This is a genomic window from Paenibacillus praedii (assembly GCF_049725345.1).
Taxonomy (GTDB): domain Bacteria; phylum Bacillota; class Bacilli; order Paenibacillales; family Paenibacillaceae; genus Pristimantibacillus.
The window spans coordinates 1-12,849 of sequence record NZ_JBMWAM010000029.1; the positions used below are offsets into that span (position 1 = coordinate 1).

Here is a 12,849-nt window from a genome sequence, read left to right on the forward strand (position 1 = left end):
GCAAAAAAAAGTTGGACGGAAAACATTACGTTTTTCCGCACAACTTTTTTTGTTTTAGAGACTTATTGGACAGCCCCTTTGTGTTTATGGCGTGGAGCGAATTCTATTAGCTCCGATTTAGTCTGCGCGCACGGAATTGTTTGTATTGAAAGTACATCGTGCAGCCAATGCAGTAGCCCAGTATGGCGCTAAGCGCGGCAGCCCCCATCATGCCTGCAAAAATATAGCCTAGCACCTGCCAGCCAAGCACGAAGCTGAGCATTGATGCGGTAAGAAAGCCTACGCCAAGCGAATTGTTGAACCGCTGCAGCTCTGCTGCCTCCGTATTGGGCGAGGCGAGGAAGCGGCCCAGAAAAGGACGAGCGATGGTAATAAACAAATTGCCCTTGGGACCAAGCAGAAGTCCAACAAGCTGAACAATCCAGAGCAGCGCGATGAGCCAGGGCTGCTGCAGCGTAATCGCAAGCAAAAGTGTGATCACGATGCCGACTTGATTGCTGCGGACGAGGGGGATCGGAATTTCCTTCATCTATAAAACCAACCTTTCGCATTGGATTTTCATACTTTCTTCTTATTGTAGAGGAATGCAAGCACATTAGCAATGAGCTGAAAGCTGGAATTGGTTGTGAAATAGGGGCAGCCTCTATTTATATTACTATTTTCTTTTCAGATCACTTTCGACAACTATCTCGCAGCGAACGCAATAATCCAAAAGAACTGCCCGGAGGCTGGTAGCCTTCGGGCAGTTCTTTTGTTGCATCTATTCCTCCCACCAGCCGATCGAGATGACCGCGGGGGCGGGGTGGCTCATTGAGCTGGTCAGGGTGAAGAGAATGGCCTGGCCCGGTCCGAATATCCAGTGTCCAGCTTTCTTGCTGGAAACGCTGGAGTAAGCGGGAACCACTCGCGTGGATACGGGGGTGGCAGCCAGGGCGGTCGTGTCCAGACTGCTGCCGAACTGGACCTGTCCGCGGGAAAGCGGCTTAGGCTGCAGCGTCAGATTCGAGGTGGAAACCTCATGCGACTGCTGGGCGTGTGTGGGCAGACTGGAGCAAAAACAGATTTGCGAGACAAGATGGTCGTCAGACAAATTGCTGAGCACATAAATATCCAAATAGAGATTAACGCCTGAATGTGGCGGGTTGATCAGCGCACCCCAGGTCCGATTCGAGTCGGTCGGATTAAGCTGGTCGGTCTCCCCCAAGAAATATTTGCCCTCCAACGATTTGATAAGCGGATTGGTAACATTCACAACGTTCACAGGCATGTGTGGATACATCGCTTCACCGTCCTTCGTGGCATGCTTATATTCCACCATATGTCCGGAATTCAGGATCATGCAATAATAGGACGTAAAAAAAGAGAAGGGCGCGGCCCTTCTCTTTTACTCTGCCTTTTTTGGTTCTTCGAACGTCATGCCCAGTGTATCTACCGTTACTTTTTTCATGGAGATGGGGGTAATCGGTTTGTCGTTACCGTCTCTTTCCTGATTAACGATCTCGTCTACCGCTTCCAGGCCCTCCGTTACCTTTCCGAAGGAAGCATATTGATTATCGAGCGAAGGGGCTTCTGCTACCATGATGAAAAACTGGGAGCCTGCTGAATCCGGTGCTTGCGACCGCGCCATCGATAGAACACCACGCGTGTGCTTCAGCTTGTTCTCGAAGCCGTTGCCCGCGAATTCGCCTGCGATGCTATAGCCGGGACCACCCATACCGGTACCATCTGGATCGCCCCCTTGAATCATGAAGCCTGGAATAACGCGGTGAAAAATAAGACCGTCGTAGTAGCCTTTTTGAATGAGTGAAATAAAGTTGCTGACGGTATTGGGAGCTACCTCGGGGTAAAGCTCCGCCTTAATAGTTTTGTCATTGCTAAGCAAAATGGTGACAACAGGGTGCTTGTCCGGTCCTAGCAGCTCAGGCCCTTCGTCGACAGGCGTTTCACCTGTATTGCCGGAGCCTGCTTTGTTAGCGCCGCAGCCAGCGGCGATGACGAGCAGAGTGAGCATAAGGAGCAGCATGACGCCAAAACGTTTGTTCCTACGAAGCATGTTCATATATCCTCCTATACGTATACTGAAGTTAATCCATAAAGTATAATAGCATATTGCTCAATTTGAATGCTAATTTTGCTGCCTTGGCCCCTGTCCGCCAACCATCTGCTTGCGCTTCCAGAGGCGGTAGGCATACAGAGACAAAGCTAGAAATATGCCGTAGATCCCGACGGTAGTCAATATATTTTTCGGGTCCGTCATGAGATTGTCGCCTACCATTGCGAACAGCAGCATGGACGGAATTTTGCCGATAGATGAAGCGATGGCGTACATCGCGAAGGATACGCGGCTCAGCGCCGCATACATATTGACTACAACGGATGGAATGAACGGAATTAGCCGCGCGAACAGGATCGTGAGGAAAGCATTTCGCTCGAACATCTCCGTCAGCTTTCCGATGCTTTGGTAGCGGTGCAGTGCCTTCATGCCCCACTCCTGGTAGCCGTAGCGAATAAATAAAAACATTACGATGGAAGCTGCCGCAGAGCCTGTCCAGGTCACAGCCGCACCTAATACAGGGCCGAGGGCTGCACCGATAACGCCTCCGACAACGGGATACGGAATGACGGGAAATAGCGCCATCAGCGTTGCCATCAGGACGACCAGAGGAATGTTGTCCGATTGCTGGAACCACGTCAGAATTACATCGCCGTAACGATAAATGAGAAAAGCAATACCAACATATAAAGCGGCTAAGCTTATTTTTTTGAGCATATGCATACTCCTAAAATGTAGTTCATTCTATCGTACCATGTCTGGGAAAGCATTCGTCCAATTAGTTGTGTCAAAAAAAGCAAGGGCTCGATTCCATGGCGGAACCGAGCCCTTGCTTTAGTAAGCTTGTTATAACGGATGCTTTGCCTGCTTGCTGTTAAGCTTGCAGAGATTGCTTCACGATTTCTTCCAGCGGTGTCAGCGTGCCGATAAGCTTCTTCAGATCAGGGGACGTCTGCGCTGTCTCGCCCTCTGCTATGCTTTGATTGATCGCTGCGATCATGATCGCAACGCCTTCAGGAAGGCCTGCTCCCAGCAGAAGGTCTTTTTGCTCATCGAACGAAATCGCATTGTATGCAACGGGCTTGCCGGAAACCTTTGCAATGGTTTGAGCGAGCTCCTCGAAGGTCCAAGTTGTATCAGCTGCAAGGTTATAGATTTTGTTCTCATGACCGTCCTCAGTCAGAACGACAGCGCCTGCAAGCGCCAGATCATGACGGATCGCTGTATGCACTTTGCCTGATCCCGCGTTAGCGACCAAAGCGCCGAATTGAACGGCAGGGCCAACGCTTTGCGGGCTGATGAATACATCGGTGTAAAGTGGGTTGCGAAGGAAGGTGTAAGGAATGCCAGTGGTGCGGATAATGCCTTCTGTCAGCATATGAGTAGCTGCAAGCGGCAGCTTGGAGGTTTCACCGAACGCATAGCCGTAATAAGCGATATGTCCAACCTGCGCGTCCTTCGCAGCTTTCGCAACGTTCGCGTGCTGAAGAATGCGAAGCGTTTCATCATGAGCGTCTGGGCTAGGAATAAAGAGCAGCTTGGAAGCTCCTGCGAATGCCTTCTCCAAAGACGCACGGTCGTTATAGTCTCCTTGACGAAGCTCTACGCCAAGCTCAGCGAGGGCGGATGCTTTTTCTACATTGCGGACTACCGCTACGATTTGATTAGCCGGCACCTTTCTGTCCAGCAAATGCTTAACGACAAGACCTCCGAGTTGACCTGTTGCTCCAGTAATAACGATTGACATGATTGAATCATCCCTTCATATATGGTTTAAAATGCCAAGTGTAATAAAGATGTACGACCCGGCTATTATTTGCTACACTACAAATATATTTAATACTCAATATAATAACAAGTACTCTTATTTTTAATAGATAGTATCAAAAATAATACTATTGGAGGGGATAAGGATATGGCGAAGTACGGCAAAGAGTTTTTGAAATGTCCCATGTTCACGGCCCAAAGCTTAATCGGCGGCAAATGGAAGGTATTCATATTATGGACGCTTCACGACGGTCCAAAACGCTTCAGTGAAATTCAGCGGGTGCTGCCTGAGGTAACACAGTCGATGCTGACCAATACGCTGCGCGAGCTGGAGAAGGACGGCTTGGTTCACCGGGAGGTGTACCGCCAGGTGCCTCCGAAGGTCGAGTACTGGCTTACGCCTATCGGCGAGAAGCTCATACCAGTATTGAAGCTGCTTCTTGGTTGGGGAACGGATTACATGGAGCAAAGAGGTACGCTTAGCCTTGAGAACAGTGAGCTTGATTCATCCCGGTGGGCTGGTGCGAAAATCGGTGTAGAATAACATTCTCATCTCTATCACCTTTGGGGACAGCCCCTATTCGTATTCAGGCGTGCGTCGGAACCTTGAGCAGTTTTTGGATATGCTTTTCGATCTGCTCAGGCGTATCTGTGGAGCCGAAGCGCTTGAGCACGTTGCCTTTCTGATCGATCAGAAATTTGGTGAAGTTCCATTTGATGCTCTTCGTTCCTAGAAAGCCGCGCGCCTCGGAGGTCAAGTATTGGAACAAAGGATGGGCGTTGCCGCCGTTCACATCAATTTTCGAGAAAAGAGGGAAGGAGACGCCGAAATTCAGCTCGCAGGCCTCGGCTACCTCTTTGTCGTTTCCCGGCTCTTGGTTAGCGAACTGTCCGCAAGGGAATCCTAATACGGAAAAGCCTTGCTTGTTGTATGTGTCATGAAGCTTTTGGAGTCCAGTAAATTGATTGGCGAAGCCGCACTTGGTTGCGGTATTGACGATGAGCAGCACCTGGCCTTTGTAGGGCGCCAGCGTCTGGACGTCACCTTTATTCGTTTTTACTTCAATATTATACAAAGGCATAAGGAATAACCTCCTGTAATTCATTTTATATTTTATTTAATTTAATTGTACTCAATTCAAATAGGAGTGTCAAACGAATCAAAAAAAGCTTCGCTGCACCTGAACCACAGGGCAGAGAAGCTAGTATTGTAGATTATAGCTGAACAAGATCGTTATCAGACTGGTGTATATCGAGGTGCTAACGGCTTACAAAGCGAGCAACCCTATCCATTTCGGTGATTTCATCTGCGGTCAGTCTGAACCGCATCGCCTTCACATTTTGCTCGGCGTGATGAACCTTGGAAGCGCCTGGAATGGCAAAAACGGTATCCCCATGCGCGTGAATAAGCCAGTTCAGCGCGACCTGAGTCGCTGTAGCGTCGTGATGGTGGGCGATTTGCTCAATGGTTTCGATGAGCGGCCTTGAGCGATTAAGCCCTTCCGGCCGAAAAGCGGAGCTCCATTTGCGCGGGCCTTTAATCGCCTTGACGAGCTCCGGATTTTGATGAAACTTACCGCTTAATATGCCTTGCTCCAGAGGGGAATAGGCGATAATGGCGATATTAAGCTCCTTCGCCGTATCCAAAATACCGTTCTGCTCGATGCGTCGATCGAGCAGGCTGTACTTCACCTGATTGGAAGCAAGGCGGAGCCCATGCTCGCGCAGAATGTGATCGGCTTCGCGCATTTGCTTGGCAGAAAAGTTGCTTACGCCGATATTTTGAATTTTGCCTGCCGCCGCAAGCTTAGCCATTTCCTTCATTTCACTTCTGACTGAGGAGAAGGAGAAGGGCTGATGCACCTGGTGCAGGTGAATGGTTCGGCCTTCGAGCAGCCGGATTCGTTCATCGATCGTTCTGCTGATGCTGCTTGCCGTGCGAAACATCGGCCACCATTTGGTGGCGATCAAGGCGGGAGCATTCGCTGGCAGCGTCTCGCGCAGCGCGCGAGCGAGCAGCTGCTCGGACTGGCCGTTGCCATAAATTTCGGCGGTGTCGAACCAGTTGATGCCGCCTTCGAAGCTTGTTTTGACAATATCGTTGATCGTTTGTCCTTGGAGCACAGGCCAAAATTTTCCGACAAGTCCACTGCCGTTGCTGAATTGCCAGCAGCCTAGACCAAGTGGAGATAGACGCAAATTCGTTGTGCCGAAAGGGCGAAGCAAGGATTGTGACATTGTCTATTACCTCCTAATGTAACGATTCGGTTGCTGAGTGTATAAGCGTATAAAATTACCCTTTGGCGGTGCTTTGCTGCAACCGATGGAGAAATTCATGCATTTGCTTTAGAAGAGCCGCGCCTTCTTCTGGATTGCCGTCAAGCTTGCAGGCGATTTGTGCAGGGATATCGACGGCTTTTTCTTTCAGCGCCTTGCCCTGCTCAGTTAGCTCGACAATAACGCTTCGTTCGTCGTTGCGATCGCGTGTACGCGTAACGTGTCCGGCGGCTTCCAGCTTTTTGAGCAGCGGGGTGAGGGTGCCTGAATCGAGATACAGCTTGTTGCCAAGCGCGGTAACCGTCACGTGGTCCTGTTCCCATAAGGCGAGCATCGTAACATACTGCGTATAGGTAAGGTCGATTTCCTCCAGCATTGGCCGATATAGCTTCGTGATCTCACGAGAGCAAGCATAAAAGGCAAAGCATATTTGATTGTCGAGCTTTAAAGCTTCATTGCTATCCATGTATAGCCTCCATAGGAGAGTGATTTGGTTTGTAAGGTGAAGCTGTATTTTAGTAAATTAAATTGTGATAAATATAATATAGTTGGAATGGCAAACAGCTGTCAATGTGATAGGGAGCCCGGATCATCGTTCGGTCAACGCGCGAGATACGTTCGAGAAAGGTTGAAGAAAGCGGACGGAATGTGCTATAGTTACAACATTTATTTGATGAAGGAGTGAGTGAAGTGTCTCATACTGCTGAAGATGTGGCTCAGTGGATGCTGAATGAAGTGAAGGATAAGGGGATTTTGCATCAGAGCGCGGCCGTTGAGTATATCCGAAGCCATTATGGCGAGTCGTTTATATATGTGAATGAACACGGTAACCAATCCATTGACAAAGAAGTGAAGAAAATTTTCCGCAAGCTGCATCGCGGCAGAGCAGCCTGGGAACGAGACGGCTTCTTCTGGGGCTGGAGCTAGCCAGAGCTCGCTCAGCTTCTGGCTGAACCTTCCGCATTCATCCGATACATATCAGCGCATATCTCCGCATACGGCAACACGGCTTGACAAACCTAACTGTAACTATTAAACTTACAGTATGAAACCTAGCGGCTGGACGGTACGTATAATAAAAATGTATCGTCTACTTTTTTACACAAAGTGTATAAGTATTTGTTACAGTTAGTCGGGTTATCTTACTTTTATGAATAGGTGGTGTTGTAGGATGAAATTGAACGTAAGCGACTGGGTGCAGGGTAAAACTCATGAGGGTGAGCTCATTCACGGTTTTATCGAAACGATCGATATCCTGCAAGGAATCGTGACCGTGAATGTCGTAAAATCAGATAACGAGGTTATCATTGGTAAAATTGTAGCTGTTCGCGAGAACTGGCTGAGACGCGTTCCTGACATCACGTTAGAGGATGCCCAGCTTGCCCAAAATTTAATCGACATGGCTTTAGCGACATGGGATGAGGCATGGTTCATGGAGCTGACGGGTGCGCAGGAATCGAGCGTTGGCGATCGCGCCGCAACAGGAAGCAGACAGCGGTCCAATTCTTTTCCGCACAACCGACTGGGATCAGTAGGTCGATAATATATATTTCATAAAGCACAAATGACGCATGAACGGACAACCGTTTTGTGCGTCATTTTTTGTTTGCGCATAGTTGCTAAGGCCAGTTGAATCACTCATTAGGAATCCCCATGCACCAAAGGCTCAAGAGAGAACGCGGTGCGGAAGCGAAGGCTCTCGACGGGATCGCGGAGATCGCGGCCGGTGAGACGTTCGCATTTTTCTAGACGGTAGGTGACGGTATTGCGGTGAACAAAAAGCTGCTTGGCCGTTTCTGCAAGCTGACAATGCGTCTCGTAAAAGGTATTGAGCGTCTTCAGTAAATCCGTGCGTTCCTTTCCCTCGATACGCAGTAAATCCTTGAACGTTTCCTCGTAGTATTCCTTCAGCTCCTCCTTCGGAATCAATCGCAGCAAATGAGTAAGGTTTTTGGCATGATAGGGCTGTACGAACTGCTTCTTACGCGCGTCATAGCCGGATTGCAGCGCCTCGACCGCCTCCCGGTAGGATACCGGTATATCCGAAAGCTCGGAGACGGGGTTGCCGAGACCGACTGAGACGGGTATGCCATGCTTTTCGCTCAGGCTGCCTACGATCTGCTTCAGCTGCTCGAGAAACCGGCTGCCCTTGTCTTTGGTCACATCTTGATTGGAGCGCATGGCGATGAGAAAGCAAAAATAGTCGTTTTTCGTGAACAGCACAAAGCGCAGATCGAGCTTCGCGAACTCGCTTTTCAGCAGGGCATAATGACGGTCGCGTTCGGATATAAAGCGGCCGTCTGTTTCCAGTGCGCTTGGTGAGCGATGCTGGTCGAAGGAGGTGTCGCGCTTCGCCACAACGCTGATATAGGCAGGATGATGGAGCAGATTGTAGTTTTTGCTGCGGTGAAGGAGCTCCTGCTCCGAGGTGATTAGACCATCGACAAAGTCCGAGAAAAATTCGTTTTTGTACCGTCTCGACCGTTCCTTCACGGCTTGCTTCTTCATCAGCTCAAGACCGATGACGTTAGCGGCCTGCTCAAGGGCGTGTTTCGTCAGGTTGTTCAGCTGCTTGTCTGTATCATTGGTCAGCGCCACTAAGAAGCCCTCCAGCTGGAAGGTGACAATCGGGTGAAGCTCGGCGGCGGTCTGCTTCCGTGCGAACCCTTGCTCATCTGCATCCGCATTTGATGAGAGCGGAATCGTGACTGAGCTTGGTGAAAATCCGTCTGCCGTAGGCTCGGAGCGAAGCTCCTCCTGAAGCCGGTGCAGCAGACTCGCGTACAGCACCTCATCCGTCATGGCGTCCGAACGAAAGAGCAGCTCCGAATGCTGATTAATAAGCATGACCGGCGAGTCGATCAGCTGGGCGAGCGCTTCAATGACGTCCTGCGTGCTCTTGCCCTGCATGATCATCTGCGAAAATTGCTTATGTGTCGACAGCGCATAATGCAGCTCGTCGGTTCGTTTCTCGAGAATATGGCTAAGCGAAAAGTTAGCGATATCGCCTAGCGATTGCTCCAGCGAGAGCTCTATAATAGGGAACTGCAGCTCCTCCGCTCGATTCAGCACATCCTCAGGAACCTCTTGCAGAAATCGCTTTGTCTTTATCGCAAGCCCCGCACAGCCTACAGCAGCCATATTCGTAACAAGGGAAAGCAGTGCTTCCGGGTGATCCTTCATCGCATAGCCGGTTGTGAGCAGCAGCTCCTGCGGCTTTAAATAATGAATGATATCTGGAGCGTCCATGATGTTGACCGACTGGACGCTATTTGTCATGCCGGCAAGTCCGGCCACGACCTTCGCGTTCGAATAAACAGACAGTGAAATGAGCTCTTTAAGCAGCATAATATCACCACTCTCAATAATTATGTTAGTTAATATAACGCAAATATAACACTAATTTAAACGACTGTAAATGCATGATTGTCTAGAATATTCAACGTTAAGGGGATATTTTTAGCTACCATGCACAATGACAAGGGGGGGGAATCTGTTTATGATGTAGCTATACACCGCCGATACATGTAAGTAAACCTAACAAATAAATGGATTGGGGTTGAAGAAATGAAATTGCAGGTGCGTCAGGTTGGGAAAGGTTTTGGAGACAGGACCATTCTCAAAAATGTAGATCTCACCGTACACTCACATGAGTTTATATGCATATTAGGCCATAGCGGCTGCGGCAAATCGACGCTGTTAAATATGATTGCGGGCTATCTGCTGCCCGATGAGGGTGAAATTACGGTGGACGGCGAGGCGATCAAGGGTCCGTCGAAGTCGCGAGGCATGGTGTTTCAGGATCATGCCCTGTTTCCTTGGATGACAGTGCTGGATAACATTTCGTTTGGTCCTGAGGTGCAGAAGATTCCGAGGGCGCAGGCGAGAGAGACGGCTAGGGAATTTCTGAAGCTGGTCGGACTGGCGGAATATGCGCTGCACTATCCGGGAGAGCTGTCGGGGGGCATGAAGCAGCGCGTCGGCATTGCGAGGGCACTGGCGAGCAAGCCGGATATTTTGCTCATGGATGAGCCGTTTGGGGCGCTTGACGTATTGACGCGGGAGACGATGCGGGTGGAGCTGCAGAAAATTTGCGGTCAGCTGAAGCCAACGATTTTGTTCGTTACGCACAGCATCAGCGAGGCTGTTTATTTGGCGGATCGCGTCGTCGTGATGAAGCATGGCGAGATCGCGGAAATTTTCAATGTGGGCATTAAGCATCCCCGTTCGTCGCACTCTGCGGGCTTCGGTGAAATGATGAGCAGGATTGAGCGTGTGCTGATGGATGATGAGCATCTGGAGCTGGCCGCAGTAAAGGTGGGGTCTTCATGAATGGGGCAAAATTGTCAACGCTGAAGGATGTCGGAGTAACTGGCGCGCCGGAGGCTCCGATCAAGCGGGCGCAAGGGAAGCGATCGTCGGTATTCAGTCGGTTTATTCAAAAATATAACATTCTGCCGTCGCTGGTGTTCTTCGTATTATGGGAGCTGTTCTCCCAAGTGAATGAGAGCGCCAAGTTCTTCAATCCGAACTTCCTGCCGGCTCCGACTGTATTGCTGTCGGAGGGCTGGGAGCTGGCGAAGACCGGCATTATTATGGACAGTGTTATTTCAAGTACGATTCGGATTTTGCTAGGCTTCATGTTTGGAAGCGTAGCTGCGGTGGCGCTTGGCGTCGTAATGAGCAAGTTCAAGACGGTGGAGCGCTGGTTCTCCCCCATACTTAATCTGGTAGGGCCGATTCCGGCGCTGGCCCTGCTGCCCTTGTTCATCATTTGGTTCGGAATTGGCGAATTTCCGAAGGTGCTGCTTATCGCTTGGACGACATTTATTCCAGTGCTTGTCTATACGCTTGATGGCTTCAAGTCAGTGCCTTCTACCTTAATTCGTTCAGCGCTCAGTCTCGGCGCGACCGAGAGACAAATTTTCACACGGGTGATGCTGCCTTCCGCTATTCCGAACTTCCTTGTCGGCGCGCAGGTAAGTCTAGGCTTATCGTTCTCCGCACTCATTGTATCTGAAATGATGGGGGCGAACTCGGGGCTTGGCTATATCATCGTGGATGCAAGAAACTATTTCAAAATTACGAATATGTTCGTTGCCATCATATTGATTGGCTTAGAATACAGCCTATTCTCGTATCTGTTGAAGCTTGTTGAGAGGAGGGTCATGGCTTGGCGTAAGGGCGGTCTTCGTGACGCCGTCGAGAAATAGCGCGGTATGGAGAGATGAAGCTTCACCAAAGCGGGAAATCCAAACAAAGAGAAAAGTGGAGGGATTATCGATGAAGAAATCGGGAAAATGGTTCAAGTCGGCAATTACATTACTATCGTTAACGTTCGTGCTGGCCGCCTGCGGCGGCAATAATAACGCTCCAGCTGCAACGAATGACGGCTCGGCGACAAATGCGCCGTCTAATGCGGAGGCGGGCACAGAGCTGGAGAAGGTTGATCTCACGCTGGTTGGCGTTCGCGATGCGCAAATTTCCTCGCAGCAAATTATTGCCGATAAGCTTGGCTACTTCACGGAAGAGGGTCTTAACGTGACAAGTCAACTGATCGAAAGCGGCCCGGACATCGGTCCGATGGTTGCAGGAGGCAGCGCGCCAGTCAGCATTCAGACGAATTTTATGGATATTATTCTCAAATCGACAGATATTCCGGTCAAAATTATTGCTCCGCTCGCCCAAATTGCCGGTACGCAAGCGGTGGTGGGCTCGAGTAAGCTTGAGCTGACAAGCGCGAAGGATCTTGAAGGCAAAACCATCGGCATACCAAGCGGCGCTGACGTGATGATCGCGATCAACAACATGGCCACTGAGCTTGGCGTGGATGCCAGCAAGATCAAATATGTAAACCTGGCGCCAAGCGACGCGGTCGTTGCGCTTGAGAAAGGCGACATTGACGCGCTGGCTGCCTGGGAGCCGTTCATTACGAAGGCAATCCAAGGCGGCGGCAAGTTTCTGTTCAGCGGCACGAAGAGCGAGCTTCCCGAGAAGCAGGGCGATGTGAACTGGATGAGCGTGCATACGACGATTCAGGTTTCCGACAGCTTTCTTGCCGATAATCCGAACACGCTAAAGGCTGTGCTGCGCGCCTTGAAGAAAGCGACGGATTACATCAATGACAACCGGGAAGAAGCGATCAAAATTTTGGCTCCTGAGCTGCACCTTAGCGAAGAAGAGCTGACACAAATTATGAGCCGAAACGTTTATACCATGGAGGTAAACGACACGTATGTGAATGGAAGCAACGGTCCTGCTGTCGGGGAGTACCTGATGTCGGTAGGCAACATAAAATCGGCGCCGGCGCCAGCTTCCTATCATGACCTAAGCCTGCTGAAGGAAGTGGATGCAAGCTTGATTTCCGTGGAGCTGGAGTAGTGATGGCGGTTGTGCTGCTGCGGCAGTGAGCTGTCGTCCATCGGATAACAAGACGAGTATCCTTAGAGCCTAGGGATAAAAAATGGCTAATCACTCGGGCCGCAGACCTCGAAGTCCGCGGCCCGAATGCATAGCCAGGGTGCGAAGGCTGCTGCCGTTAAAGGGGGCGGACACTTGCACCGTTTCGTTATCTGAAGGTGAAAGGCTGGTCCGCAAGCGTTAAACGGTATTTGTGAGGGAAAGCTCATTCCCCGTGAAGCTTGCTTCATGGCGAGTGAGGTTAGACTCACTATTTTCTCAAAATCCACTAGGGGGTACGGCATCATAACGGTGCTGTGAGCATACGTAGTCAATATAAAACAGGATAGGTG

The 12,849-nt window shown here is 50.2% G+C and carries 15 protein-coding genes; 6 read left to right on the plus strand and 9 right to left on the minus strand.

The window, feature by feature from the left end; all coding sequences use genetic code 11:
- Nucleotides 1–106 precede the first annotated feature (106 nt).
- From ACO9K6_RS19660 to ACO9K6_RS19680, 5 genes are all read right to left on the minus strand, one after another.
- Nucleotides 107–529: a DUF4395 domain-containing protein gene (locus tag ACO9K6_RS19660; RefSeq protein WP_424769242.1), complete on the minus strand. Its 423-nt coding sequence runs from the start codon at nt 527–529 to the stop codon at nt 107–109.
- 231 nt (nt 530–760) lie between these two features.
- Nucleotides 761–1,279 carry a DUF6143 family protein gene (locus ACO9K6_RS19665; protein ID WP_424769243.1) on the minus strand — a complete coding sequence of 173 codons (519 nt, stop codon included), beginning with the start codon at nt 1,277–1,279 and terminating at the stop codon, nt 761–763.
- 105 nt (nt 1,280–1,384) lie between these two features.
- Nucleotides 1,385–2,053 (minus strand): peptidylprolyl isomerase, encoded by a 669-nt coding sequence (locus ACO9K6_RS19670; protein ID WP_424769244.1) that lies wholly within the window; start codon nt 2,051–2,053, stop codon nt 1,385–1,387.
- 72 nt (nt 2,054–2,125) lie between these two features.
- Nucleotides 2,126–2,770 carry a TVP38/TMEM64 family protein gene (locus tag ACO9K6_RS19675; RefSeq protein WP_424769245.1) on the minus strand — a complete coding sequence of 215 codons (645 nt, stop codon included), beginning with the start codon at nt 2,768–2,770 and terminating at the stop codon, nt 2,126–2,128.
- A 157-nt stretch (nt 2,771–2,927) separates the two neighbouring features.
- Nucleotides 2,928–3,800, minus strand: a complete 873-nt coding sequence (locus tag ACO9K6_RS19680; protein WP_424769246.1) for an SDR family oxidoreductase — start codon at nt 3,798–3,800, stop codon at nt 2,928–2,930.
- A 168-nt stretch (nt 3,801–3,968) separates the two neighbouring features.
- Between ACO9K6_RS19680 and ACO9K6_RS19685 the strand changes: the two genes are divergently transcribed.
- The gene (locus tag ACO9K6_RS19685) at nt 3,969–4,364 is read left to right on the plus strand and encodes a winged helix-turn-helix transcriptional regulator (protein ID WP_424769247.1); all 396 of its coding nucleotides are present in this window, start codon (nt 3,969–3,971) and stop codon (nt 4,362–4,364) included.
- Nucleotides 4,365–4,407: 43 nt separating this feature from the next.
- On the opposite strand, the gene ACO9K6_RS19690 is transcribed toward ACO9K6_RS19685, so the two are convergent.
- The 3 genes from ACO9K6_RS19690 to ACO9K6_RS19700 form a co-directional block, all read right to left on the minus strand.
- On the minus strand, nt 4,408–4,902 hold the full coding sequence (locus ACO9K6_RS19690) for a glutathione peroxidase (RefSeq protein WP_424769248.1): 495 nt from the start codon (nt 4,900–4,902) through the stop codon (nt 4,408–4,410).
- A 178-nt stretch (nt 4,903–5,080) separates the two neighbouring features.
- A complete protein-coding gene (locus ACO9K6_RS19695) occupies nt 5,081–6,058 on the minus strand; it encodes an aldo/keto reductase (RefSeq protein ID WP_424769249.1) in 978 nt (325 codons plus the stop codon).
- Between the two features lie 55 nt (nt 6,059–6,113).
- On the minus strand, nt 6,114–6,563 hold the full coding sequence (locus tag ACO9K6_RS19700) for a MarR family winged helix-turn-helix transcriptional regulator (RefSeq protein WP_424769250.1): 450 nt from the start codon (nt 6,561–6,563) through the stop codon (nt 6,114–6,116).
- Between the two features lie 224 nt (nt 6,564–6,787).
- On the opposite strand from ACO9K6_RS19700, the gene ACO9K6_RS19705 reads away from it, so the two are divergent.
- Nucleotides 6,788–7,024, plus strand: coding sequence for a DUF6953 family protein (locus ACO9K6_RS19705; RefSeq protein ID WP_424769251.1), 237 nt, complete (start codon nt 6,788–6,790; stop codon nt 7,022–7,024).
- A gap of 244 nt (nt 7,025–7,268) precedes the next feature.
- Nucleotides 7,269–7,640 carry a hypothetical protein gene (locus ACO9K6_RS19710; RefSeq protein ID WP_424769252.1) on the plus strand — a complete coding sequence of 124 codons (372 nt, stop codon included), beginning with the start codon at nt 7,269–7,271 and terminating at the stop codon, nt 7,638–7,640.
- 98 nt (nt 7,641–7,738) lie between these two features.
- On the opposite strand, the gene ACO9K6_RS19715 is transcribed toward ACO9K6_RS19710, so the two are convergent.
- Nucleotides 7,739–9,445 (minus strand): PucR family transcriptional regulator, encoded by a 1,707-nt coding sequence (locus ACO9K6_RS19715; RefSeq protein WP_424769253.1) that lies wholly within the window; start codon nt 9,443–9,445, stop codon nt 7,739–7,741.
- Between the two features lie 219 nt (nt 9,446–9,664).
- Here ACO9K6_RS19715 and ACO9K6_RS19720 point away from each other — a divergent pair, with 219 nt between their 5' ends.
- The 3 genes from ACO9K6_RS19720 (at nt 9,665) to ACO9K6_RS19730 (ending at nt 12,478) form a co-directional block, all read left to right on the plus strand.
- Entirely contained in the window at nt 9,665–10,429 is a 765-nt protein-coding gene (locus ACO9K6_RS19720; RefSeq protein ID WP_424769254.1) for an ABC transporter ATP-binding protein, read from the plus strand.
- Nucleotides 10,426–11,310 (plus strand): ABC transporter permease, encoded by an 885-nt coding sequence (locus ACO9K6_RS19725; protein WP_424769255.1) that lies wholly within the window; start codon nt 10,426–10,428, stop codon nt 11,308–11,310. The genes ACO9K6_RS19720 and ACO9K6_RS19725 overlap by 4 nt, the downstream gene beginning before the upstream one ends.
- 70 nt (nt 11,311–11,380) lie before the next feature.
- On the plus strand, nt 11,381–12,478 hold the full coding sequence (locus tag ACO9K6_RS19730) for an ABC transporter substrate-binding protein (protein ID WP_424769256.1): 1,098 nt from the start codon (nt 11,381–11,383) through the stop codon (nt 12,476–12,478).
- Nucleotides 12,479–12,849: the final 371 nt, after the last annotated feature.